Genomic DNA, 22418 nt, shown 5'->3' with positions numbered 1-22418 from the left:
TCGCGTTTCCCCCGGAGTCCCACCATGCTCAAAGCAGCCATCGTCCTGACGCTGATTGCCACGGTTATCAGCCTGTTCAGCGGCCTGTTCTTTCTGGTCAAGGACGACAGCCAATCCAAACGCCTGGTGACCGCCCTGAGTATTCGGGTGTGCCTGGCCGCGATCACCGTGGGCTTGATCGCCTGGGGTTTCTTCAGCGGCCAGCTGGTGTCCCACGCGCCCTGGTAGGGCGCAGCAGGTCATCAGAGCACGTAGACAAAAACGAACAGACCGATCCACACCACATCGACGAAGTGCCAGTACCAGCTGGCCGCTTCAAAGCCGAACTGATGTTCGGCGTCGAAATGCCCACGCATGATGCGCATCAGCATCACGAACAGGATCAAGGTGCCGATGGTCACGTGGGCCCCGTGGAAACCGGTGAGCATGAAGAAGGTGGCGCCGTAGATCCCCGAGCCCAGGGTCAGGCCCAGCTCGTGATAGGCGTGGATGTACTCTTCGGCCTGGAAGCCGAGGAAGGCGCACCCCAGCAGCACGGTCAGCGCCAGCCAGATCTTCAGCGCACCACGATGGCCTTTCTTCAAGGCATGGTGGGCGATGGTCACGGTGACACTGGAACTCACCAGCAGCACGGTGTTGAGCAGCGGCAAGCCCCAGGGGCTGATGGTGCCCTTGGGCGATGGAAAGAGTTTTGGATCGGGGTTGTTGAGCAGGGGCCAGACGAACTCGAAGTTCGGCCAGAGCATATGGGCGATGCCCTTGTGCCCCTCACCACCGAGCCAGGGTCCGGACAGGTGCCGCACATAGAACAGCGCGCCGAAGAAGGCCAGGAAGAACATCACTTCGGAAAAGATGAACCAGCTCATGCCCCAGCGGAACGAGCGGTCGAGCTGAGCGCTGTACAAGCCGGCGCGGCTTTCCTTGATCACCGCGCCAAACCAGCCGAACAGCATGTAGGCCAGCAGCAGGCCGCCGACGAAAAAGATCAGCGGGCCATGGGATTCCGGGCGCGCCGCCTTGAGGTCGTTGAACCAGGTCGCCAGGCCGAACACGGTGACGAACATGCCCACCGTCGCAATGATCGGCCACTTGCTCTGGGCAGGAACGTAATAGTGCTCATGAGTCGCCATGGGTTGTTCTCCTTATCGGGCACGCCAGATCGTCTATCCCCCGGTCTTGGCGGTAGCCGCCACCGGTGGATGACGCGCGGTGATATCGAACAGCGTGTAAGCCAGCGTCAGGTGCTTCACATCCTTGGGCATGTCGCGGTCAACGATGAAACGCACCGGCATCTCGATCTTCTCCCCGGGCTGCAGCACCTGCTGGGTAAAGCAGAAGCACTCGGTCTTGTGGAAGTACATGGCCGCGCTGCTGGGGGAAATGCTCGGAATGGCCTGGGCGCTCATCGGGTGATCGCTGGGGTTGCGGGCGATGAAGACCATCTCGTTAACCGCCCCCGGGTGGACCACGATGTCATCGGACTTGGGGTAGAACTCCCAGACCATGTCGATGGCATTGGTGGACAGGAACTGCACCCGCACCTGGCGCGAAGCATCGATCTGCTGCCCCTGGTCCGCGTACTGCCCGCCGGTCTTGCCATTGATGCCCAAGGCCTTGCACATCACGTCGTAGATCGGCACCAGAGCAAAGCCGAAGACGAACATCGCCACCACCACCAGCAACAGGCGGGTGACCAGCTTCTTCAGCGAGACATCGGCCATCTCAACGTCCTCCCGAACCTGTAGGAGCCGGTTTGCCGGCGAACCGGACACCACCTTCTGGCGCCTTCGCGAGCAAGCTCGCTCCTACAACACAGATGTTCATTTCACTTCCGGTGGCGTGACGAAGGTGTGGTACGGCGCCGGCGATGGAATGCTCCACTCCAGCCCCTCGGCCCCTTCCCACGGTTTGGCCGGGGCCGGTTTGCCGCCGCGAATGCACTTGATGACGATGAACAGGAAAAAGATCTGCGTCGCGCCAAAGGTGAAGGCACCGATGGAGGACACCATGTTGAAGTCGGCGAACTGCAGGTTGTAGTCCGGAATCCGTCGCGGCATGCCCGCCAGCCCGACGAAGTGCATGGGGAAGAAGGCCATGTTCATGCCAACGAAGGACAGCCAGAAGTGCAGCTTGCCCAGGGTTTCGTCGTACATGTGACCGGTCCACTTGGGCAACCAGTAATAGGCCGAGGCGAAGATCCCGAAGATCGCCCCCGGCACCAGCACGTAGTGGAAATGCGCCACCACGAAGTAGGTGTCCTGGTACTGGAAGTCCGCCGGGGCGATGGCCAGCATCAACCCGGAAAAGCCGCCAATGGTGAACAGAATGACAAAGGCCACGGCGAACAGCATCGGCGTCTCGAACGTCAGCGCGCCCTGCCACATGGTGCTGACCCAGTTGAACACCTTGACCCCGGTGGGCACGGCAATCAGCAGCGTGGCGTACATGAAGAACAGTTCGCCCACCAGCGGGATGCCCACCACGAACATGTGGTGCGCCCAGACGATGAACGACAGGAAGGCAATGGCCCCGGTGGCATAGACCATCGAGGTGTAGCCGAACAGCGGCTTGCGGCTGAAGGTGGGGATGATCGAGCTGACGGCGCCGAAGGCCGGCAGGATCATGATGTACACCTCGGGGTGGCCGAAGAACCAGAACACGTGCTGGAACAGGACCGGGTCACCACCGCCGGCGGCGCTGAAGAAGCTGGTGCCGAAGTGGATGTCCATCAGCATCATGGTCACGCAACCGGCCAGCACCGGCATCACCGCGATCAGCAGGAAGGCGGTGATCAGCCAGGTCCAGACGAACAGCGGCATCTTCATCAGGGTCATGCCCGGGGCACGCAGGTTGAGGATGGTGGCGATCACGTTGATCGCCCCCATGATCGAACTGATGCCCATCAGGTGGATGGCGAAGATGAAGAAGGTCACGCTTTCCGGGGCGTAGGTGGTGGACAGCGGGGCGTAGAAGGTCCAGCCGAAGTTTGGCCCGCCACCTGGCATGAACAGGGTCGAGACCAGCAGCAGGAAGGCCGCCGGCAGCAACCAGAAACTGAAGTTGTTCATCCGCGGCAGGGCCATGTCCGGCGCGCCGATCATCAGCGGGATCATCCAGTTGGCCAGGCCGACAAAGGCCGGCATCACCGCGCCGAAGACCATCACCAGACCGTGCATGGTAGTCATCTGGTTGAAGAACGCCGGCTCGACGATCTGCAGCCCGGGCTGGAACAGCTCGGCGCGGATCACCATGGCGAACGAACCACCGAGCAGGAACATGCAGAAGCTGAACCACAGGTACAGGGTCCCGATGTCCTTGTGGTTGGTGGTCAGCACCCAGCGCATCAGGCCCTTGGCCGGGCCATGGGCGTGGTCATCATGGCCGGCGTGGCCGTGGTCATCGATCACTGCACTCATGCCCTGTCTCCTGCAAACGGGTGGGCTGGACGCTCAGGGACACTGCACCCCGAGCGGTTGCGGAAATACCCAATAAGCCGGCTCATTTGCTTTCCGCCTGTTTCAGCGCCAGCACTTCTTTTGGCGTGACCATGTCGCCCTTGTTGTTGCCCCAAGCGTTGCGCTCGTAAGTGACGACCGCAGCGATGTCGACTTCCGACAGCTGCTTGCCGAAGGCGGCCATGGCGGTACCCGGCTTGCCGTGGAACACCAGGCTCAGGTGAGCCTCCTTGGGTCCGGTGGCGATCTTCGAGCCCTTGAGGGCCGGGAACATCGGCGGCAGGCCCTGGCCTTCCGCCTGGTGACAGGCGACACAGGTGGTGTGGTAGATCTTGTCGCCACGGGCCACCAGTTCATCGAGGGTCCATTCCTTGCTGGTGAGCTCCTTGAGCTTGGCGGCCTCGGCCTTGCGCTCGCCCATCCAGGTGTCGTAGTCGGCCTGACTCTTGACCTCCACCACGATCGGCATGAAGCCGTGGTCCTTGCCGCACAGTTCAGCGCACTGGCCGCGGTAGATGCCGGGCTTGTCGACCCGGGTCCAGGCTTCGTTGACGAAACCCGGGATGGCATCACGCTTGACCGCAAAGGCCGGCACCCACCAGGAGTGGATGACATCGGCAGCGGTCACCAGGAACCGCACCTTGGCCCCCACCGGCAGCACCAGGGGCTGGTCGACTTCCAGCAGGTAGTGCTCGCCCTTGACGCTCTTGTTGTGGATCTGCTCGGCGGGGGTGGCCAGGTTGCTGAAAAACTCCACATCCTGGCCGAGGTATTTGTAGTGCCACTTCCACTGGTAGCCGGTGATCTGGATGTCCACATCCGGCTCGCTGGTGTCGTACATCTTGATCAGGGTCGCTGTCGCCGGTACGGCCATGGCCACCAGGATCAGGAAGGGGATGATGGTCCAGAGGATTTCCACGGTGGTGCTTTCGTGGAACTTGGCCGGGACCTGGCCGGTGGAGCGGCGGTGAACGATCATTGACCAGAACATCGCGCCGAAGACGATGACGCCGATCACCACACAGATCCAGAAGATGGTCATGTGCAGGTCGAATACCGCGTGGCTTATCTCGGTAGCCCCAGGCGTCATATTCACCGTCCAGGCGGCTTGCGCCTGGCTGAATATCGACCACAACAGGAGGCCCATCCAGACATGTGGATGTCGCATCATTGCGGGTTCCCCTTATCGTTCTTGTTATCCCGCCGGCTTAACACCTGCGGCAAGGGAGCGGCTGCCTAGACTACGAACTTAAACCGGCCGGGCCTCGCTGCATTTGCAGTCGGGCGTCATCAGCTAACTTCATACAATGGCGAGTATAGACAGCGACTCTCACCTCGCAACGCGAGGGCGTAAATCAGCTGAAACACTGGAAAGGAGGTTTGCAGGCCACGGCACAAAAGGGATCGAGTGCGCTGGATGGCGAAACGATATAACCGTGGTGACTAAGCATGAAATAATTATGACAAATGCGTCTTAAGCATTTTCGTAAGCAGGCTAACTTATGTTCTCCCTATTCAACTGCCCTTGTTCCCTGGAGTTTTCATGAACACCGCCGCATTGCGCGAGCAGATCCAACTGGCCCGGCAACACGAAGCCAGCACAGGCCTTCTGACCCGTCAGTTGGAAACGCAACTGCCTCACCTGCACCCCGCCATCCAGCTGCCCGAAGTCGACGCCAAGGGCGTCATGACCCGTTTCGTCAGCGCCTACATTGACCAGGTTCCGGACCTGCTGGACGCCGCCAATGCGGTGGCCCGTGAAGCCGGCATCGAATCGCAGATCAAACCGGTACTGAAGATCGCCGAGCAATTTTTCCTCCAGCCACCGGCCATCATGGACGGCCACATCGGTCTCGACAGCCTGCTGGACGAAGCCTACCTGGCACTGCGCCTGGTGGAAGAGGTCAACGACCTGTACATCAAGCACTTCGGCCGTCCGCTGATCCCCCTGGACATGACGGTTGCCAATCTCATCGCCCACCAACTGATCGGCGAAACCTTCGCCAACCAGCTGGACGAAGCGGTGCACCACGCGGTCGACGCCATGCTCGACGAAGAAAGCTTCGCTCTGGAATCGGTAGAAGCCTACCGCGACAAACTCAACAGCCCGGACACCGAGGCCGCCTGGAAACGCTGGCCCTGCCTGTCCCGCCAGCTGGGCGTGGAACTGGAGCTCGACCAGCCCGCCGCCTGACCCCACTCCTCGCCAGCAAGGCTCGCAACGAGCCTTGTGGCGAAGGGGCCAAGCCCCGCCCCCGATATCAGACTCTTGCCGACGCCACTCCAACCCCGCCACCGCTACTCAAACGCCCCTCCAGGCGACGCTTCAAGCCCCGCGCCTCGATCACCAACCGCGAACCCTTGGCCTGATTGGCCCGAGTCCATTCCTCCAGCAGTTCCAGGCAGGCGTGATCGATGTAACTGAGGTGGTTGAGAGGCACATGCACCGTCGTCGCCGGTGGAATGCTCGCCAGAACCCGAGTCAGAGCCGGCACCTTGAGAAAGGTCGCCGCCCCCATCAGACGCAACTCCATCTCGCCGGCCGCGGGAAGGTCGATCAGGCTGATCTTCAAGCGCGAGGCCTTGAACGCCAGCTTGGCCAGCGTCAGGGCAAAGCCAATCAGCACCCCGGTCAGCAGATCGCTGAAGACAATCGCCAGGGCAGTCACCGCGTAAGTCAGCATCGGCATCCGCCCGTAGCGCCCGAGGCCGCGAAAGACTTTCAGGTCCACCAGCTTGAAGCCGGTATAGACCAGCACGCCGGCCAGGCTCGCCACCGGAATGCTCTGTAGCACGCTGGACAGCAGCAGGACAAAACCCAGCAGCCAAACACCATGGAAGATCGTCGAATAGCGGGTCTGGGCCCCGGCCTGGACATTGGCCGAGCTGCGCACAATGACCCCGGTCATCGGCAAGGCCCCAAGCAGGCCGCAGAGCATATTGCCCACGCCCTGGGCCGACAGTTCACGATCGAAGTCCGAACGCACCCCGCTGTGCATGCGATCCACCGCGGCGGCCGACAGCAAGGTCTCGGCGCTGGCAATAAAGGCCACGGCGAAGGCCGCGATCAGCAGATTGGGGTCCGCCAGATTGAGCAGATCGGCGGGGCGCAGCCAGTCGATGGCCTCGCTCAGGTTGGCCGGCACCTCGACCCGCTTCACCTCCAGGGCCAGGAACAGGCTGGCCAGGGTCGCCAAGCCCACCCCCAGCAAAGCCCCGGGAATGAAGCGCAGCGATTGCGGCCGCCACTTGTCCCAACCCCACATCACCGCGATGGTCGACAACCCCAGCAAACCCGCCTGCCAACCCAGGCTCGGCAAGGCCTGGGCCAGCGCCTGAGGGAAACCGACAAGGTTAGCCAGCCCCGAGGCCTGGGGCGCGGCATCGAGCATCACATGCATCTGGGACAGCACGATCAACACACCAATCCCGGCCAGCATGCCGTAGACCACCGCCGGCGCCGTGACCCGGAACCAGCACCCCAGGCGCAGACGCCCGGCCAGCAATTGCAGCAGCCCCGCCAACAGCAGGATCGGCCCGAGCATGGCCACACCGTGCTGGCGCACCAGTTCGAACACCAGCACCGCCAGCCCCGCGGCCGGACCGCTGACCTGCAACGGCGAGCCCGCCAGCCAGCCCACCACCAGGCCGCCGATGATCCCGGTGATCAGGCCCTTGGCCGGCGGCAGGCCCGAGGCGATGGCAATCCCCATGCACAGGGGCAGGGCCACCAGGAACACCACCACGGAGGCCAACAGCTCCCGGGGCAGGACATTTTTCAGCTGTGCTGCACGCATGACTTTTCTCCCGACATTTTCTTCAGGCGTGGCAAAGCCGGGCCGCGCGAACGGCGGCCCTGACCACAACCTCACAGGGGTTTAGGAGGATTCAGAAGCGCGCTTTGGGCGTCGCCACGGGGATCGGATGAGTGCCATCGAGCGGCAGGAAACAGCCCTTGTCCGCGTCGTAGGCCTTGATCGAACTGGTCTCGATGTCATAGACCCAGCCATGGATGAACAATTGGCCGTTGGCCATGCGCGAAGCCACGGAAGGGTGGGTGCGCAGGTGCTGCAACTGGGCGATGACGTTCTCCTCGGTCAGCACATGCATGCTGGAGGATTCGTCGGCGCAGTCGCAGTTCTCGTGGACCATGGTCCGCGCCACTTCGGCATGCCGCAGCCAGGCCTTGACCGTGGGCATCTTCTCCAGGCTTTGCGGATTGAGCACCGCACGCATGGCACCGCAGTCCGAGTGCCCGCAAACGATGATGTGGTGCACCCCAAGGGCCAGCACCGCGTATTCGATCGCGGTGGAAACGCCGCCGTTCATCTGCCCATAGGGCGGCACCACGTTGCCCACGTTGCGGGTCACGAACAGGTCGCCGGGAGAGCTCTGGGTGATGAGTTCGGGAACGATGCGCGAATCCGCGCAAGCAATGAACATCGCCCGTGGCCGCTGGGCGGTGGCGAGTTTCTTGAACAATTCTTCCTGCTGCGGGAAGACTTCATGATGAAAATGCAAAAAGCCGTCAACGATATGCTGCAGCGCTGCATCGGCAGTTTCGGCAACCTCGGTGGGTGCGGGAGCCGACGCAGCCAACGGCTGTTTATCCTTGTCACTCATGATTCAGCCTCTCTGTCGGATTTGGTGAATTTTCCAGAATTATCCGGCACGACGCCAGTAATCGATTAAAAAATAACCGGGCCGCCAACCGCGACCCATCGGTCACTTGATGGACAAGGTAGCGGTAAAAACTTAACTCAAACTGAATGGAACGCTCTAGAACGCCACTATGGTCGATGTCAAAAGGTGACCAGCGTACCTGCGCCAGCAACATCCGCTAGTCAACCATAGGCCAATGTTTCTCACAGCAACGACATCTGCCCACCCGGCGGACAAAAGGCCGAGCAATCCAGATCGAAGCCTTCGCGCCGATCGAGCCCCAGGCGCTTGAGCGCCTTGGCGAAACGCTGGGCCAGCAGATCGGCGAAGGGCCCTTCACCGCGCATGCGGCTGCCAAAACGGCTGTCGTAGAGCTCACCACCCCGGCTCTGGCGGATCAGGCTGAGCACATGGGCGGCCCGCTTCGGGTAATGGGCCGCCAGCCACTCCTCGAACAGCGGCGCCACTTCCAGGGGCAACCGCAGCATCATGTAGGCCGCGCTTTGCGCCCCGGCGGCATGGGCCTCACTGAGCAGGCTTTCCAACTCGCTGTCGTTGATCATCGGAATCATCGGCGAGCACAGCACCCCCACCGGGATGCCCGCTGCGCGCATCACCCGGATCGCCCGCAAACGCGCCTTGGGCGCCGCGGCCCGGGGTTCGAGAATGCGCTTCAACTCATCGTCCAGGGTGGTCAGGCTGATCATCACCGCCACCAGCCGCTGCCGGGCCAGCTCGACCAGCAGGTCCAGGTCCCGCAGGATCAGCGAGCCCTTGGTGACGATGGTCACCGGGTGCCGATAGCGCAGCAGCACTTCCAGGGTACGTCGGGTCAGTTGCTGCTCGCGCTCGATGGGTTGGTAGGGGTCGGTATTGGACCCCAGGTTGATCGGTGCGCAACGATAGCCGGGCTTGGACAGTTGCTGCTCCAGCAAGGCCGCGGTGTTGCTCTTGGCGATCAGCTTGGTTTCAAAGTCCAGCCCGGGAGACATATCCCAATAGGCATGGCTGGGCCGCGCATAACAATAGATGCAGCCGTGCTCACAACCGCGATAGGGGTTGATCGAGCGATCGAAGGGCAGGTCCGGCGAACTGTTGCGGGTAATGATGGATTTCGCCGTTTCAAAACGTACCTCGGTGCCCTGGGTCAGCGGCACCTCCTGGTACCAACCGTCATCCTCGGCCACCGAACGATTGGGCGCGAAACGATTGTGCGGGTTGCTCGCGGTACCGCGACCACGGGGAGGCAAGGGGGTGGACATGGGAGCGCTCCATTACTGTATGAACACACAGTAATGGAGTCGGATTTATCTGGCCAGCACCGCCGGACCGAAACCCACCCCCGCAAGTGAACGCTCCCCAGCGCGACGCAGGCCGCACCTTCGCCGGCAAGCCGGCTCCTACAGTTTTGTGGCGTTGGGGTATAAGGCAGGCTCAAAGAACAGGAGCGCAAACATGCCCAGGACACTTGGCAGGCTGGAAAAGATCTTCTACGCGGCGGATGCCTACCTCCCCAGCTACGAACAAGGCGCCGACCTGATCATCGTCAGGGCGCCCGATGGCCAGCTCTGGGGCCTGGCCTGTGAATTCGAGCTGTGCACCCAGGACATCGAAAAGGCCGCGGTGAGCGGCCAGCACCCCTTCGATGAAGCGGACCCGAAGTTCGCCGAGGTGTGCTGGAGCCCCTACCACGACGGCATCGGCCTGCTCCCCGCAAGCTGGGAGGACCTGACGAATGCAGGTCTGGCGGACTGCATCGCCGGCTATCAGCTGGAAAGCCGCTTGGGCATCCAGCGCTTCACCCAGGGCTGAACAGCCACCCCGGGCCGGCGCCCGCGCCGAGCGCCGGCCTTGGGGCTAGTGGCGGGTGACCTGCCCCAGATCATCATTGGAGGTGCTCTGCAGGTCGCCATTGCGCAGCGCCGCCACATCCCCGGGCTTCACCGCCGAACCCTGGTTGCCCCAGCTGCCGCGAATGAAGTTGACCACATCGGCCACCTCCTGGTCCGACAGGCGCCAGGCAAAGGGCGGCATGGTGAAGGTCGAAGGCGCGCTGTGGGTAGCCGGCAAGGTGCCGCCCTTGAGCACGATGTTGATCAGCGAGGTGGCATCCGCCGATTGCAGCACCGGGTTGCCCGCCAGCGCCGGGAACACCCGGGTGTAACCCTGGCCGTCGGTACGGTGGCAGGCTGCGCAGTTGTCGATGTACACCGCCGCGCCCGGCTGGCTGTCGTCACCTTTCCACAGGGCCTCGGCCACCTGCTTGTCGTACGGGTGCGGCTGGTCCTGGGGATCATTGGCCGGCAGGGACTTGAGGTAGCGGGCGATTGCCGTCAGATCGTTCTCGCTCATGTACTGCATGCTGTGCACCACCACATCGCTCATGCCGCCAAACACCGCACTGCGATCACTGCGGCCGGTCTTGAGGAACTGCACCAGCTGCTCTTCGCTCCAGCTGCCCAGGCCATCCTTGTGGTCACCGCGCAGGCTCTTGGCGATCCAGCCCTCCAACGGTGCGCTGCCGGAGAGGAAGGCGCTGCCCTCGCTGGCGCTCAGGGCCTTCTCCTGCATGGTCAGGGCCCGTGGTGTATGGCAGGCGCCGCAGTGGCCCAGGCCCTCCACCAGGTAGGCACCGCGGCTGATCACCGGATCGCTGCCGGTCGCGAGCGCCGGGGTCTCCACACTTGGGGCGAACATCCAGCGCCAGATCGACAGCGGCCAGCGCATGCTCAGGGGCCAGGGAATGTCGCTGTCCTGGTTGTCCCTGACCACTGGCGCCACACCTTTCATGAAGTAGGCGTACAGCGCCTGCATGTCGGCGTCGCTGACCCGGGCATAGGACGGGAAGGGCATGGCCGGATACAGGGTGCTGCCGTTCTTGGCCACGCCATGGCGCACGGCCTGGTCGAAGTCCTCGAAGCTGTAGTCACCGATGCCGGTCTTGTCGGGGGTGATATTGGTGGAATAGATCACCCCGATGGGGGTTTCCATCGGTAGCCCGCCGGCGAACGGCTTGCCGTCCTTGGCGGTGTGGCAGGCCACGCAGTCACCGGCACGGGCCAGGTATTCGCCCTGCTGCACCAGCGCTTGCTGATCCACTTCGGCGGCGTTGACAGAGACGCTGCCCAGCAGCGCCAGGGTAGCGATAACGAGTGCTTTCATGGTCATCGCTCCTTATGCCTGAACCAGCGGGCCGGGGTTTTTCAGGTACTGCTCGCGGATCGCCCGGGCCGACCAGTAGGTCAGCGCCGCCACCAGGCCCGTAGGGTTGTAACCCAGGCCCTGAGGAAAGGCCGAAGCCCCGGGAACGAAGACGTTGTGCACGTCCCAGCTTTGCAGGTAGCGGTTCAGGGCGCTGGTCTTGGGGTCGGTGCCCATGATCGCGCCACCGTTCAAGTGGGTGGTCTGGTAGGACGCGGTGTTGAAGTGCTCACCGACCTTCTTGCCCAGTAAGGCAATGGCCTTGGGGTTCATCGCCTCGGCGATCTTGCCCATCTTCTCGACCATGAAACGGTTCATCTTGATGTCGTTTTCCTGCCAGTCGAACGTCATCCGCAGCAGAGGCAAACCGTAGGCATCGCGGTACACCGGGTCCAGATCCAGGTAGTTGCCACGGTAGGACTGATGCGCTCCGTGAGCGTCCATGGATACCTGATGGGTGTAGTAATCGGCGGTGGCCTTCTTCCAGGCGCTGCCCCAGGTCGGGGTGCCCGGCGGGTTGGAAGTCCCGGCGATGGGCCGGCTGCCGGCCTGGTTGACCCAGAACGGCGAACCACCGACGAAACCATGGGGACCGTGGTCGAAGTTGTCGGCGTTGAAGTCGTCCACCGCCACACCGTTGCCGCCGGCGCCGATGAAGTTGTTGGTGTGCACGTCCTTGTCGAAGTAGGCCTTGATGGTGGCCATGTTCTGGTAGGCGAAGTTCTTGCCCACCACACCTTCACCGGTGATCGGGTCGTAGGGCTTGCCGATGCCCGACAGCAGCATCAGGCGCACGTTGTGAAACTGGAAGGCGCCGAGGATCACCAGATCCGCCGGCTGTTCGATCTCCCGGCCCTGGCCATCGACGTAGGTCACGCCAGTGGCGAGGGTCTTGCTGCTGTCGAGATTGACCTTGAGCACGTGGGAATTGGCACGCAACTCGAAGTTCGGCAGCGGTTTGAGGGCCGGCAGAATGTTCACGTTGGGCGATGCCTTGGAATACATGTAGCAGACATAGCCACTGCAGAAACCGCAGAAGTTGCACGGTCCCATCTGCGCGCCATAGGGGTTGGTGTAAGGCCCCGAGGTATTGGCCGACGGCAGGTTGTAGGGTTTGTAACCCACCTCATTGGCTGCTTTCTGAAACAGCTGTGCGGAATAGGTGTTCTTCTGCGACTCCAGGGGGAAGTGGTCCGAGCGATCCGGCGCATAAGGGTTGCCGCCCTTGCCGTCGCCCACCAATTGGCCCTTCACTGTCCAGGCCTGACCCGAAGTGCCGAAGACCTTTTCCGCATAGTCGAAGAACGGCTCCAGCTCTTCATAGCTGACGCCGAAGTCCTGGATGGTCATGTCCTTGGGAATGAAGTTCTTACCGTAGCGTTCTTCGTAGTGGCTGCGCATGCGCAGCTCGATGGGGTCGACCCGAAAGTGCACGCCGGACCAGTGCAGGCCGGCGCCGCCCACACCATTGCCCGGCAGGAAGGCGCCAAGTTGCCGGTTGGGCAGGGCCACGTCGTTGACGCTGTGGCGGATGGTCACCGTCTCTTTGGAAATGTCCTGGAAGAGTTTCTTGCGCACGCTGTAGGTGAGTTCGTCGATCACCTGGGGATAACTGCCGTCGGGGTAGGTGTCCTGCATCGGCCCGCGCTCCAGCGCCAGCACGTTGAGCCCGGCTTCGGTCAGCTCCTTGGCCATGATCGCGCCGGTCCAGCCAAAACCGACGATCACTGCGTCGACCTTCTTCATCACTGTTGCCATGCTCAAGCCCTCTCGCCGCGAATCGATACTGCCGGGAAGGGGTATTGCTCGTTGCGTTCCACCCAATCCATGAAATCGGCGCGAGCGCCGGGAAAGCCGATCAGGGTCCAGCCCACCAGGCCTTTATTGCCACCGTGGATCGGATCGCTGAAGAAGCCTTCCTTGGTGTTCTGCAGCAGCAGATTGAAGAAAAGCTTGGCCGGGAGCGCATCGAACTGCGGGGTTCCGGCCTCCAGCTGCTTGAGCAAAGCGTCTCGGGTAGCGCTGTCTTGCGCAGCAAAAACATGACCTTTGAGGTCTTTGCACCATGCATCCACAGCGGCAATGCCCAGGCGATAGATCTCCTTGGGCACCAGCTTGCTCTGCCAACCCATCTCCGGCGCGGCGTCGGCCTTGAACGGGCCTTGCATGTACCACAGGGCGCCGGCGGCGTAGGGCGTGTTCATTTGTCGGTCGATGTACTCCGGCACCCCGGCTTCCAGGGCACCTGGCCCCATTTCGTCCGCCGGGATCAGGCGTTCCACCGCCGCCTTGATGAAGGCCCACTCTTCGGCACTGAAGTAACTGGGCTCATAGTTCTGGCTGCCGCTGGGCAGCTTGCCCGACGCCACCGGCCTGGCAGGGGCGGCAGTCTCGGGGGCGGCCGCCAGCATGGAACTGCCCAGGCCGGTACTGGCGACAGTGACCACAGGGATCAAGGTCAAGGATTTACGCAAAAACTCACGCCGCGGGTTGTCTCGATCTTGATCAGACATGGGTGCACCTCATCAGGCATTGATGGAATGGTCAGCCGCGTCATGGCGCGACTTTGTGTTTTGGCAACGCAGAAAGCCGGGCAAGACCCGGTTTTTATCAACACATCAGCAAAATTTGGTTACAAATGGTAGCAGGCTAAGCATTCGGATAAATCGTTTCAGGCGAAAAAAAGATCAGAAGCGGCGGAAAATCACGTATCAGCTTCACGTTTCTTTGACAGTGGGCTCACGGGGCTTTGACCGGACGGACACGACACTGCAGGGCATCGTCCCCCCTCATCAGTGACCCCCGCACATGTCGAGAACCCGCTTCATTCCTGCACTTTGCCTGTCGTTGCTGGCGCTGCTGGCCGGCCCACAGACGCAGGCCGCCGATGCCCCTTCCAGCCGCCCGGGGCAATGGGCCCAGCCCGTGGAGAAGCAGTACAACCTGTACCAGATGTCACCGACCCTGTACCGCAGCGCCCTGCCGGACAAAGATGCCGTGCCGCTGCTGGAACAACTCAAGGTAGGGACCGTGATCAACTTCCTGCCGGAGTCCGACGCCAGCTGGCTGTCAGCCCCCGGCATCCATCAAGTGCAGTTGCCTTATCGCACCAACCATGTGGACGACGCCGACGTGCTCAAGGCCCTGCGCGCGATCCAGAGCGCCGAAGCCCAAGGCCCGGTGCTGATGCACTGCAAACATGGTTCGGACCGCACCGGCCTGATGTCCGCCATGTATCGAGTGGTGGTCCAGGGCTGGAGCAAAGAGGAAGCGCTGAATGAGATGACCCAAGGCGGGTTTGGCGACAGTTCCCACTTCAAGGACGGCATTCGCTACATGATGCAGGCCGATGTCGACAAACTGCGCACCGCGCTGGCCAACGGTGATTGCAGCACCAGCGTGTTCGCCACCTGTTCGGTGAAGAGCTGGTTCGAGACGGTGGGGGTCAGCAAACCGCTGAGCCACTGAGCACAACAGCCTGTGTAGGAGCGAGCGTGCTCGCGAAAGCGCAGGGGACGAGGGAAGGGGGCGAGTCGATTCGCCGGCAAGCCGGCTCCTGCAGGGGAGCCGGTTTTTTCTTGCGTGGTCAGTCGGTTTTTTTCTTCAACTTGGGGTTGGGGAAGAACTGCACCGATTGCACCTTGGTGTCAGCCACCTTGGGCGTCGCGCTATTGACCCGAGTCCCGAGTTCCTTGGGCACCGACAGGCCCTGCTCGTTGAGGGTGTCGGAGTAGCCACAGGCCACGCACTCGCGATGGGGTACGTCGTCCTCACTCCACATCATCAGCTTGTCCTGCTCACTGCACGCCGGGCACACCGCCCCGGCGATAAAGCGTTTCTTGGTCTTCACGGGTGCGTCACTCATGCTGCCGCGTCCTCGCTGAGGCCGCTGTGGCGCAAGAGTGCGTCAATCGACGGCGCCCGTCCGCGGAAATCGACGAACAGCACCATCGGCTCCTGGGAGCCGCCACGGGCCAGGATCGCCTCACGGAACGCTCGCCCGGTGGCCGGGTTGAGCACACCGTCTTCCTCGAACTTGGAGAAGGCATCGGCCGACAGCACTTCCGCCCACTTGTAGCTGTAGTAACCCGCGGCATAACCGCCAGCGAAGATGTGGGCGAAGCTGTTGGGAAAGCGGTTGTAGGCCGGCGGACGCATCACCGAAACCTCATCGCGCACGGTTTCCAGCACTTGCAGCACGCTGCGGCCGTCGCCGTGGGTGGCGTGCAGTTCGAAGTCGAATAGGGAGAACTCCAACTGGCGCACCATCATCAGCCCGGACTGGAAGTTCTTCGCCGCGAGCATCTTCTGCAGCAGGTCCTGGGGCAGCGGTTCGCCGCTTTCGTAGTGGCCGGAAATCAGTGCCAGGCCTTCCGGCTCCCAGCACCAGTTCTCCATGAACTGGCTCGGCAGTTCTACCGCGTCCCAGGCCACGCCGTTGATCCCGGAGACACCGGCATGCTCGACCCGGGTCAGCAGGTGGTGCAGGCCGTGACCGAACTCGTGGAACAGGGTGGTGACTTCGTCGTGGGTCAAGAGTGCAGGCTTGCCGCTATCGGCCGGGGTGAAGTTGCACACCAGGTTGGCCACCGGGCTCTGCAACACACCGTCAACCGTGCGGCGACGGTCGCGGGCACCGTCCATCCAGGCACCGCCACGCTTGTTGGAGCGGGCATAGAGGTCGAAGAAGAAGCGGCCGACGTGCTGGCCGTTTTCCTTGATTTCGAACAGCCGTACATCCGGGTGCCAGCTGTCGAAGCCTTGCTGCTCGGCAATCTCGATGCCGTACAGGCGCTGGACAATGGCGAACAGGCCGCCGAGCACCTTGTCGATAGGGAAGTAGGCCCGCAGGGCTTCCTGGGACACGCTGTAACGTTGTTCCCGCAGCTTCTCGCCGTAGAAGCCACTGTCCCAGCTTTGCAGGTCAGCGCAGCCCTGTTCGGCGGCATAAGCCCGCAGCTGTTCCAGGTCCTGGGCGGCAAACGGCTTGCTGCGCTTGGCCAGGTCCCGCAGGAAACTCAGCACCTGATCGCTGGACTCGGCCATCTTGGTGGCCAGGCTCAGCTCGGAGAAGCTGGCAAAACCCAGGAGTTTGGCCAATTCCTGACGCAGGTCGAGGATCTCTTCCATCACCGGGCCGTTATCGTTCTGACCGGCATTAGGGCCTTGGTCCGACGCTCGGGTGCAGTAGGCGGCATAGACTTCTTCGCGCAGGGCACGGTCCTGGGCGTAAGTCATCACCGCGTAGTAGCTGGGGAATTCCAGGGTGATCAGCCAGCCATCCAGGCCTTTGGCCTGGGCCGCGGCGGCCATCTGCGCCTTGGCCGAATCGGTCAGCCCGGACAGGGCCGCTACGTCGGTGATGTGCTTGGTCCAGGCCTGGGTAGCGTCCAGCAACTGGTTGGAGAAACGGCTGGCCAGCTCCGACAGCTTGCTCTGCACCTCGGCATAACGCTTTTGCTGCTCGGGCGGCAGGTCGATGCCCGACAGGCGGAAATCCCGCAGGGAGTGTTCGAGGATGGTCTTCTGAGCCACGTCGAAACCGGCAGCTTCCGGGCTCTTGGCCAAGGCGTCAAAGGCCTGGAACAGCTCGCGGTTCTGGCCCATTTCCGTGGAGTAGGCGCTCAGAGCCGGCAGGCAGGCCTCGTAGGCTTCACGCAGTTCGGCGCTGTTGCACACCGCGTTGAGGTGGCTGACCGGGCTCCAGGCAGCACCCAGGCGATCATTGAGTTCGTCCATGGCCAGCACCAGGCCGGCCCAGGTGGGCTGGGTAGCCTGGGTCTTGAGGATCTCAGCGATAGCGGCGCGGTTGTCAGCCAGGATCTGTTCGATGGCAGGCTGCACATGCTCGGCGCGGATCGCCGAGAACGGCGGCAGGTCGTAGGGCTGCAGAAGAGGGTTGTTCACACTCACGGTGGGCACCTTGGCTGGAAGAAACATTGAGCCATCTTAATTACAATCGACAGCCACCGCAGCTATAGCCCCCATTAATAAATCTCAGAGAGGCATTTGCACTTGGCCATTCGCAGCTACCAGAACCACACCCCGAACCTGGGCGAACGGGCCTTTGTCGACCACTCGGCCGTGGTCATCGGCGATGTCGAGATCGGCGCCGACAGCTCGGTCTGGCCCCTGACCGTGATCCGCGGCGACATGCACCGCATCCGCATCGGCGCGCGCACCAGCGTGCAGGATGCCAGCGTGCTGCACATCACCCACGCCGGCCCCTTCAACCCCGAGGGTTTCCCGCTGCTGATCGGCGATGACGTGACCATCGCCCACAAAGTCATGCTCCACGGTTGCAGCATCGGCAGCCGGGTGCTGATCGGCATGGGCAGCATCGTCATGGACGGCGCGGTGGTGGAAGACGATGTCATCGTCGGCGCTGGCAGCCTGGTACCGCCGGGCAAGCGCCTGGAAAGCGGCTTTCTCTACGTCGGCAGCCCGGTGAAGCAGGCGCGTCTGCTGACCGACAAGGAGCGCGCCTTCTTCATCTACAGCGCCGCCAACTACGTGAAACTCAAGGACCTGCACCTGGCCGAAGGCTACGACCGTCCCTGATCTGCTACTGACTGCCGAGGAATTGCCATGCATTACCAAACCGTCCTGTTCGACCTCGACGGCACCCTGACCGATCCCCGCGAGGGCATTACCCGCTCGATCCAGTTCGCCCTGGGCAAGCTGGGGATCGACGAGCCGGACCTGACCAAGCTCGAGCACTTCATCGGCCCGCCACTGTTGCAGGCCTTCATGCAGTTCTATGGTTTCGACGAAGCCCGGGCCTGGGAGGCGGTGAACTTCTATCGCGAACGCTTCAAGGTCACCGGCCTGTATGAAAACCGGGTCTTCGACGGGGTCGCGCCGCTGCTGGAAACCCTCGGCGGGCAAGGGCGCCAGCTGTACATCGCCACTTCCAAGCCCTGGGTGTTCGCCCGGGAAATCGCCCGCCACTTCGACTTCGCCCGCCACTTCAAAGTGATCTACGGCAGCGAACTGGACGGTACCCGCACCGACAAAGTGGAGCTGATCGCCCATTTGCTGGAGCAGGAACAACTGGACCCCGCCAGCACCCTGATGATCGGCGATCGCAAGCACGACCTGATCGGCGCCAAGCGCAATGGCCTGGATGCGGCGGCGGTGGGGTATGGATTCGGCAGCCGTGAGGAGCTGAGTGCAGAAGCTCCGGCCTATCATTTTGAGACGCTGGCCGAGTTGCATCAGGCGTTTTTGCGGCGTTAGAACCGCTGTTCGCCGGCAAGCCGACTGCTACAGCTCCGGTGTGGGTGCCGGCTTGCCGGCGAAGGCGCTCTGCAGCTTCAGCAAATCAGCCTTGCGCTGCGCGGCCGGCAGGCGCCCCAGCTTCTCCACTGCAAGGAAGAACGCCGGCCAGTCGCCATTCACCGCCTTGAACAGCGTGGCAAACGCCGGCACCCATTGGTCGTACAGACCGAAGGGCAGCAGCCGGGCGTTGTTCAACGGTGCGTTGATCCAGGCGTCATAGCGCTTGGAGCCGGCCCACTCGCGGTCCCGCAACTGCCGATAATCCCGGCGCAGCACCTCGAATTCCTGGGCCTTGCGCTGGCGCATCTGCTCGGCGGACAAGGGTTGGGCATACAGCTGCTCCAGGCGTTTGCGAGCCTCCAGTAACAGCTGGATGAACTGATCCCGTTGACGAACATCGGCGTCGTCCTGGGGCGGCAGCCCACGATAGGCCCGCCACTGTCGGGTGCCTTCCTGCTCGACGAAGGTAGCGAAGGACTCATTGAACTCGGTGTCGTCCTTCACATAGAAGCGCTGGTGCGCCAGCTCATGAAAGATCAGGGTCGCCAGACGCTCATCGCCCCAATGCATCATCGAGCTGATGATCGGGTCATCGAACCAGCCCAGGGTCGAATAGGCCTCCACACCGCCGATCGCCACATCCATGCCTTTTTGCTGCTGCAACGCCGCCTCGCCCCGAGCGGCGCCCTGGCTGTAGTAGCCGCGATAGGCCACGCACCCGGCAATGGGGAAGCAATGGGTTTGCGGGCTCAGGGAAAACTCCGGGGTAGCGAACACGTTCCACACCACATAGGGCCGGCCGATGTCGACGTACAGCCGGTAGCTGTTGTTATCCGGCAGGTGCAGATGCTGGCTGGCAAAGGTACGGGCCTGTTGCGACTGGGCCAGATGGGCCCGCAGGGTCGGGTCGCGGGTGGGGTCGGCGACCACCTGGGCCACCGGGGTGCGAGCCCGCAACAGCTGCATCTGGCCACTGGCCAACTGGCTGTAATAGGCAACGCTGCTGCAACCGTTGAGCAGCAAAAGCGTCAGGGCCGAAAACAAAAAGCGCAAAAGAGGATCAAGTAACCCATGGCTTGAACGCGGCCTATTCAATTGGAATCATCCACAGAGAGTCTGCCCGCAAGACTATCTCGCCAGCCTGGAGTTTCGCCATGCGCGTGTTGCTGCTCACTGCCGGAGCCGGCGCAAGCCTGGATCAACCTCACGCCGTCCCAGGACAACCACCTGCAAGCTGATGAGCAGCACACCCTGCCGGGCAAAGCCCAGCAGACGGGCTGCCAGCGCAGTTGATCGGCGTTATGCTGAGGGCCTTTCGCTGATTCGGCCTCCCTCATGCGCCCACTTCTGCTGATCCTTGCCCTTGCCACCCTCAGTGCCTGCAGCACGCCCCTGCCCAGCGTCGATCCGCAACAGGCCTGGATCGACCTGGCCACGCCGACGCCGGGGGGCAAGCTGGTCATGGCCGAGCGCCTGGACAACCAGCGCCTGCAAGACGGTCGTTTCTTCCAGGTCAGCCCCGGCAGCCACGAGCTGATGGTGCGTTTCGACTTCGAAGTGTTCGGCGGCGGCATGGGCATGACCACCGATCCCCAGGAGCGACTGTGCTACCTGAGCCTGCGCTACGACCATTTTGAAGCCGGCCAGCGCTATCGTCTGGAAGCGCGCAACCTGGCGTTCACCCCCAGCGCCCGGCTGTACAACGCCAGGCGCGAGATCGTCGCCGAGGAGCGCATGGTCAACTGCGTGCCCTGACAGGGCTCAGCGATCATTCTTTTGATAGATGATCTTCTTCGTGCCGTTTTCACAGCTGCCGACCACCATGTTGTTGTCATGGACCTCGTCATTGGTGACGATTTCCAGCGTGTAGGAGGCAACGCCCTGGGCCTGGATCTTGGCTTCGATCTCGGCCTTGAGTTCCTCGCAGTGCTTGGGGGCGGCGAAGGTCGATGTGGCCAGCGCACAACAAACAACCGCCAAGGCAAAACGTTTCATGATCTCAAGCTCCCTTGCTACGGCGCGCACGAGCGTGCGCTGAAGCCGCAGTCGCGTATTCGACCACAGGTTCTTGTCCGCCGCACAGACGCATTCGCCGGCAAGCCGGCTCCTACCAACTGAAGCAGGAGCCGGCTTGCCGGCGCAACGATCAACCCAGCAGCGTCGCTTCCAGGCTGATCTTGGCGTTGAGCACCTTGGACACCGGGCAACCCTCCTTGGCCTTGTTGCTCAGCTCCTCGAACTGCTGCTGGCTGGCACCGGGGATCTTCGCCTTGAGGATCAAGTGCACCGCCGTGATGGCGAAGCCGCCATCGACCTGGTCCAGGGTCACTTCTGCCTGGGTATCGATGCTGTCCGCCTTGAGCCCGGCATCACCGAGAATCATCGAAAACGCCATGGAGAAGCAGCCTGCATGGGCCGCGCCGATCAACTCTTCCGGATTGGTGCCCTTGCCACCTTCAAAACGTGCCTTGAAGCCATAGGGCGCCTCGCGCAATACCCCGGTTTCGGTCGAGATCGAGCCGATGCCGGTTTTCAGATCACCTTCCCAATGAGCCGAGGCTTTCTTTTTGATACTCATCTCTTTCTCCTCAAGAACCGGTGCGAAGGGTCGCACCGCGCTTGTTTCTGTTGCCTAAGGGTTCTGAGGATAGATCCGACGGCAAAGTTCAGCCGGTGTGCGCGACGTCTATTTACCCGACAAATTCACTCTGACTATTGAAACTCGGGTATATGCCCACATTGCATGAGTCTGACTTACAGACTTCGGCAGGTTTTGGCTCATGACAAAGGCCTGCACCCCTATGGAGAAGCAGGCCTATGAAACCGCTGTCCGCTGTTAAATTCTCGACCCTCGATCTGGTGCCCGTCCGTGAAGACGGCAGCCCGGCGCAATCCCTGCGCAATTCCCTGGACCTGGCGCAGCACGTGGAAAAGTTCGGCTACACCCGCTTCTGGGTCGCCGAACACCACAACATGGATGGCATCGCCAGCTCCGCCACCTCAGTGTTGCTGGGTTATCTGGCCGGCGGGACATCGAGCATTCGCGTCGGCTCCGGCGGGGTCATGCTGCCCAACCACGCACCGCTGGTGATCGCCGAACAGTTCGGCACCCTGGAAAGCCTGTACCCGGGACGCATTGACCTGGGCCTGGGTCGCGCCCCGGGCTCCGACCAGATGACCGCCCGCGCCTTGCGCCGGGAACGCTCCGGCAGCGCCGACGATTTCCCCGAGGACGTGGCGGAACTGATGGCCTACCTGGGCCCGCGTACTCCGGAGCAACGGGTGATCGCGGTGCCGGGCACCGGCACCAACGTACCGGTGTGGCTGCTGGGCTCCAGCCTGTTCAGTGCGCAATTGGCCGGAGAACGCGGTTTGCCCTACGCCTTCGCCTCGCATTTCGCACCGCGCTACATGCATGAGGCGATTCGCGTCTATCGCAATCACTTCAAGCCTTCCGCGGTGCTCGACAAGCCTTACGTGATGCTGGGTGTGCCTCTGGTAGCGGCGGATACCGATGAACACGCAGATTACCTGGCCACCTCGGTGTTCCAGCGGATTCTCGCCCTGATGCGCGGCCAGAGCCTGGTCCAGCGCAAACCGGTCAACAGCATGGACGGCCTGTGGCTGCCCCATGAGAAGGAGGCGGTGTCGAGTTTCCTCGGGTTGGCGATGATCGGCAGCCCAGCGAAGATCCGCGCCAAACTGGAGGTGCTGATCGAGCAGACCGGTGCCGATGAACTGATCTTTACCTGTGACCTGTACGAACACGCCGATCGCCTGCACTCCTATGAGTTGCTGGCACAGGTGATGAAGGGCTAA

At 62.4% G+C, this 22418-nt stretch carries 23 protein-coding genes; 8 read left to right on the top strand and 15 right to left on the bottom strand.

Annotated features, from left to right (window positions below; translation table 11 throughout):
• Window positions 1-24: 24 nt before the first annotated feature.
• Window positions 25-228 (top strand): twin transmembrane helix small protein, encoded by a 204-nt coding sequence (locus tag FW796_RS13475; RefSeq protein ID WP_346634665.1) that lies wholly within the window; start codon window positions 25-27, stop codon window positions 226-228.
• 14 nt (window positions 229-242) lie between these two features.
• On the opposite strand, the gene FW796_RS13470 is transcribed toward FW796_RS13475, so the two are convergent.
• The 4 genes from FW796_RS13470 to coxB form a co-directional block, all read right to left on the bottom strand.
• Window positions 243-1130, bottom strand: a complete 888-nt coding sequence (locus FW796_RS13470; RefSeq protein ID WP_346634666.1) for a cytochrome c oxidase subunit 3 — start codon at window positions 1128-1130, stop codon at window positions 243-245.
• Window positions 1131-1163: 33 nt separating this feature from the next.
• Window positions 1164-1721, bottom strand: coding sequence for a cytochrome c oxidase assembly protein (locus FW796_RS13465; RefSeq protein ID WP_346634667.1), 558 nt, complete (start codon window positions 1719-1721; stop codon window positions 1164-1166).
• 99 nt (window positions 1722-1820) lie between these two features.
• Window positions 1821-3416 (bottom strand): cytochrome c oxidase subunit I, encoded by a 1596-nt coding sequence (ctaD, locus tag FW796_RS13460; RefSeq protein WP_060836864.1) that lies wholly within the window; start codon window positions 3414-3416, stop codon window positions 1821-1823.
• Between the two features lie 82 nt (window positions 3417-3498).
• On the bottom strand, window positions 3499-4626 hold the full coding sequence (gene coxB, locus FW796_RS13455) for a cytochrome c oxidase subunit II (protein ID WP_346634668.1): 1128 nt from the start codon (window positions 4624-4626) through the stop codon (window positions 3499-3501).
• 372 nt (window positions 4627-4998) lie between these two features.
• Here coxB and FW796_RS13450 point away from each other — a divergent pair, with 372 nt between their 5' ends.
• Window positions 4999-5649 carry a hypothetical protein gene (locus tag FW796_RS13450; protein WP_346634669.1) on the top strand — a complete coding sequence of 217 codons (651 nt, stop codon included), beginning with the start codon at window positions 4999-5001 and terminating at the stop codon, window positions 5647-5649.
• Window positions 5650-5716: 67 nt separating this feature from the next.
• Here the strand turns inward: FW796_RS13450 and FW796_RS13445 are convergent, their stop codons facing one another.
• The 3 genes from FW796_RS13445 to FW796_RS13435 form a co-directional block, all read right to left on the bottom strand.
• Complete coding sequence (locus FW796_RS13445; RefSeq protein WP_404937987.1) at window positions 5717-7252, bottom strand: SulP family inorganic anion transporter; 1536 nt, start codon at window positions 7250-7252, stop codon at window positions 5717-5719.
• Between the two features lie 91 nt (window positions 7253-7343).
• On the bottom strand, window positions 7344-8078 hold the full coding sequence (locus FW796_RS13440; protein ID WP_102862473.1) for a carbonic anhydrase: 735 nt from the start codon (window positions 8076-8078) through the stop codon (window positions 7344-7346).
• A 242-nt stretch (window positions 8079-8320) separates the two neighbouring features.
• Window positions 8321-9379, bottom strand: coding sequence for a PA0069 family radical SAM protein (locus FW796_RS13435; RefSeq protein ID WP_446439456.1), 1059 nt, complete (start codon window positions 9377-9379; stop codon window positions 8321-8323).
• Window positions 9380-9572: 193 nt separating this feature from the next.
• Here FW796_RS13435 and FW796_RS13430 point away from each other — a divergent pair, with 193 nt between their 5' ends.
• A complete protein-coding gene (locus FW796_RS13430; protein WP_346634672.1) occupies window positions 9573-9929 on the top strand; it encodes a hypothetical protein in 357 nt (118 codons plus the stop codon).
• A gap of 45 nt (window positions 9930-9974) precedes the next feature.
• Here FW796_RS13430 and FW796_RS13425 read toward each other — a convergent pair whose 3' ends face one another.
• The 3 genes from FW796_RS13425 to FW796_RS13415 are packed head-to-tail and all read right to left on the bottom strand — an operon-like array spanning window position 9975 to window position 13831.
• Complete coding sequence (locus tag FW796_RS13425) at window positions 9975-11279, bottom strand: c-type cytochrome (protein ID WP_446439455.1); 1305 nt, start codon at window positions 11277-11279, stop codon at window positions 9975-9977.
• Window positions 11280-11291: 12 nt separating this feature from the next.
• Window positions 11292-13076: a GMC family oxidoreductase gene (locus tag FW796_RS13420; protein WP_346634674.1), complete on the bottom strand. Its 1785-nt coding sequence runs from the start codon at window positions 13074-13076 to the stop codon at window positions 11292-11294.
• Between the two features lie 2 nt (window positions 13077-13078).
• On the bottom strand, window positions 13079-13831 hold the full coding sequence (locus FW796_RS13415) for a gluconate 2-dehydrogenase subunit 3 family protein (RefSeq protein ID WP_346634675.1): 753 nt from the start codon (window positions 13829-13831) through the stop codon (window positions 13079-13081).
• 295 nt (window positions 13832-14126) lie between these two features.
• Here FW796_RS13415 and FW796_RS13410 point away from each other — a divergent pair, with 295 nt between their 5' ends.
• The gene (locus FW796_RS13410) at window positions 14127-14786 is read left to right on the top strand and encodes a phosphatase domain-containing protein (protein WP_346634676.1); all 660 of its coding nucleotides are present in this window, start codon (window positions 14127-14129) and stop codon (window positions 14784-14786) included.
• 118 nt (window positions 14787-14904) lie between these two features.
• Here FW796_RS13410 and FW796_RS13405 read toward each other — a convergent pair whose 3' ends face one another.
• Window positions 14905-15183, bottom strand: a complete 279-nt coding sequence (locus FW796_RS13405; RefSeq protein ID WP_047290196.1) for a YheV family putative zinc ribbon protein — start codon at window positions 15181-15183, stop codon at window positions 14905-14907.
• Complete coding sequence (gene prlC, locus FW796_RS13400) at window positions 15180-17258, bottom strand: oligopeptidase A (protein ID WP_404937984.1); 2079 nt, start codon at window positions 17256-17258, stop codon at window positions 15180-15182. Before prlC ends, FW796_RS13405 begins: the two co-directional genes overlap by 4 nt.
• A gap of 75 nt (window positions 17259-17333) precedes the next feature.
• On the opposite strand from prlC, the gene FW796_RS13395 reads away from it, so the two are divergent.
• Window positions 17334-17879: a gamma carbonic anhydrase family protein gene (locus tag FW796_RS13395; protein WP_446439454.1), complete on the top strand. Its 546-nt coding sequence runs from the start codon at window positions 17334-17336 to the stop codon at window positions 17877-17879.
• A gap of 27 nt (window positions 17880-17906) precedes the next feature.
• Complete coding sequence (locus FW796_RS13390; RefSeq protein WP_346634678.1) at window positions 17907-18557, top strand: HAD family hydrolase; 651 nt, start codon at window positions 17907-17909, stop codon at window positions 18555-18557.
• 27 nt (window positions 18558-18584) lie between these two features.
• Here the strand turns inward: FW796_RS13390 and FW796_RS13385 are convergent, their stop codons facing one another.
• Window positions 18585-19652: an aminopeptidase gene (locus FW796_RS13385; protein WP_404937982.1), complete on the bottom strand. Its 1068-nt coding sequence runs from the start codon at window positions 19650-19652 to the stop codon at window positions 18585-18587.
• 282 nt (window positions 19653-19934) lie between these two features.
• Between FW796_RS13385 and FW796_RS13380 the strand changes: the two genes are divergently transcribed.
• Window positions 19935-20354, top strand: coding sequence for a PA0061/PA0062 family lipoprotein (locus FW796_RS13380; RefSeq protein WP_346634680.1), 420 nt, complete (start codon window positions 19935-19937; stop codon window positions 20352-20354).
• Window positions 20355-20360: 6 nt separating this feature from the next.
• Here the strand turns inward: FW796_RS13380 and FW796_RS13375 are convergent, their stop codons facing one another.
• Complete coding sequence (locus FW796_RS13375) at window positions 20361-20594, bottom strand: DUF1161 domain-containing protein (RefSeq protein ID WP_446439453.1); 234 nt, start codon at window positions 20592-20594, stop codon at window positions 20361-20363.
• Window positions 20595-20745: 151 nt separating this feature from the next.
• A complete protein-coding gene (locus FW796_RS13370; protein WP_123723742.1) occupies window positions 20746-21177 on the bottom strand; it encodes an OsmC family protein in 432 nt (143 codons plus the stop codon).
• 239 nt (window positions 21178-21416) lie between these two features.
• Here FW796_RS13370 and FW796_RS13365 point away from each other — a divergent pair, with 239 nt between their 5' ends.
• Window positions 21417-22418, top strand: coding sequence for an LLM class flavin-dependent oxidoreductase (locus FW796_RS13365; protein ID WP_346634681.1), 1002 nt, complete (start codon window positions 21417-21419; stop codon window positions 22416-22418).

The organism is Pseudomonas sp. 910_21, assembly GCF_052850735.1.
The sequence above is the reverse complement of the archived record's forward strand: the minus strand, read 5'-3'. Positions and strand labels throughout refer to the sequence as shown.